Genomic DNA, 1,706 nt, shown 5'->3' with positions numbered 1-1,706 from the left:
GCCCGTCTTCCGCGCCGGCGACGACACGATGACGGAGATCGCCCAGGCGCTCGTCAGCTTGCGCCAGGACCTGAAGCGCGACATTTCCGAGGGCGTCACCCGCGAGATGAACGCGCTGCGCGCCGAGCTGCGCGAAATCAAGACAAATGCCGGAGACGGTCGTTTCGCCGACGACATGCGCGCCGATATGGGCCGCCTTGCCCAGAGCATCACCCAGCTGACCGGCCGCTCCGCCGCGCCGGAGGCCACCGGCCTTCGCGAGGATTTCGAAGAGCTGCGCTCGCTGATGGACGGGCTGGCGCGCGAGGATTCGCTGCGCCATATGGAAAACCGCTGGGACGGATTCGAAAACCGGCTTGCGGCGCTCGATACCGAAGGGCTGCAGGAAGAGCTCGTTTCGCTCGCCTATCGGCTCGACGACATCAAACGCCATATCGGCGGCATGGGCGAAAGCCCGGCCGTTCGGGCGCTGGAAGACAAGCTGATCTCGATCGCCACGGCGATGGAGCATTTCGGCAATATGATCCAGCCGCACGACCGGGTGATGTCCGAACAGTTCGCCGCCATGGATATGCGGCTCGACGAGATCAGCCGGGCGATCGCGGCAAGCGGGCGCACGGCCGCCACCAATGATCCGGGCCTGATGCAGCGGTTGGAAAGCCGGCTTTCGGCGCTGGCCGATCAGATCGACCTGATGAGCCATGACGCAGCCAACCGCGTGAACCCGGCCGACGAGCTGGCGATGCGGCTGGAGGCGCTGACGGGACGCGTCGAGGAGCTGACCAAGGCGGAAGCGACGTCGCGGCTCGACGAACGGCTGGAACATCTCTCCTATCTGTTGGAGCGCACGCAGGAGACGGCGCCGCAGCCCGACCTTACCGGCCCGCTTTCCGATATTTCCCGCAAGATCGACGCGCTTGAGAACGGCGCCGTCAACGATGTGCTGGCGCAGCGGCTCGACCATCTCGCCCGGCGCATCGACGAGATGGCCCATCAGCAGCAGGCGCCGGCGCCTGCTGCTGTGGCCGACGACGGCGCTTTCCGGCGCCTCGAAGGACGGCTGAGCGACATCGCCGCCCGGCTGGAGGAAAGCACATCGGCAGCGCCGACCGATCCGCGCGCACTGAAGAACCTCGAAGACCAGATCGCCAATCTTTCGGCACTGATGAGCGCGCCGCGCGAGAGCGCCGTAATACCCCCCGAACTCGACCAGCGCATGGGCGCGATCGAAGACTATATGGCGACGAGCGATGAATATATCATCGAGGCGGCACGCCAGGCGGCAGAGGCCGTGGTCGAAGCCTATTCGCGCCATGGCGGTCCGCAGGGTGTCATGCCCGCCGCCGACATGTCGGCGCTGACGGCGCTGGCCGAGGATCTTCGCCACCTCGAGGATATCAGCCGCGACAGCGAGGAACGCACCCACAAGACTTTCACGGCGCTGCACGAGACGCTGGTGCATATTGCCGATCGCCTCGACGGCATGGAAGATCGCGGCCGGCCGGTCGCCCAGATGCCGGTCGCCGACGTCGATTTCGAAGTCGATCCCTATGCGCTGATGGTGGCCGAAGCGGAGATGGCCCGGACGCCGGCCGCTGCCCCGACAGCGAAGGCTTCTCCTGTTATCCGCACGGCCGAGGTCGCAGCCGAACCTGCGGCCCCGGCGCAAGCCACCGCCATGAGCGGAACGAGCGCGATCGCCATCG

Annotated in this window: 1 pseudogene; it reads left to right on the top strand. The window is 66.6% G+C overall.

Going from position 1 to position 1,706, the window contains the following annotated elements:
* Nucleotides 1-1,706: pseudogene (locus tag MOV76_RS39060) on the top strand (hemagglutinin); the annotation flags it as partial.

Source organism: Rhizobium sp. PRIMUS64, assembly GCF_023006465.1.
GTDB classification, from domain to species: Bacteria; Pseudomonadota; Alphaproteobacteria; order Rhizobiales; family Rhizobiaceae; genus Rhizobium; species Rhizobium leguminosarum.
Note: the sequence above shows the minus strand (reverse complement) of the source record. Positions and strands in the feature narration are given on the sequence as shown.